1 protein-coding gene is annotated in these 434 nt (G+C 77.4%); it reads left to right on the forward strand.

The features are described 5' to 3' along the window. Positions 1 to 434, forward strand: a 434-nt coding sequence (locus HO151_RS04225; protein WP_173894765.1) for an AMP-binding protein, incomplete at both ends; no start/stop codon positions are given.

The following is a 434-nucleotide window of genomic DNA, read 5'->3' on the forward strand; positions in this document are numbered from 1 at the left end:
CCCGTCGGCGGAGCGCGCGCCCACGTCCTGGACGACCGGCTGCGCCCGGTGCCCGCCGGTGTGCCGGGCGAGCTGTACCTGGCCGGGACCGGGGTGGCTCGCGGCTACCTGAACCGCCCCGGGCTGACCGCCTCCCGCTTCCCCGCCGACCCGTTCGGGCCGCCCGGCAGCCGCATGTACCGCACCGGCGACCTCGTACGGTGGACGGCCGACGGCGACCTGGTCTACCTCGGCCGCTCGGACGACCAGGTGAAGGTCCGCGGCTTCCGCATCGAGCTCGGCGAGGTCGAGGCCGCGCTGACCCGGCACCCCGGAGTGTCCGCGGCGGCCGCCCGCGTGGTCGAGCACGACGGTCACAAGCGCCTCGTCGGATACGCCGTCCCCGACGGCACCGAACCGCCCGACCCCGCCGGCCTGCGGGCCTTCCTCGCCCG

Source organism: Streptomyces sp. 8P21H-1, assembly GCF_013302945.1.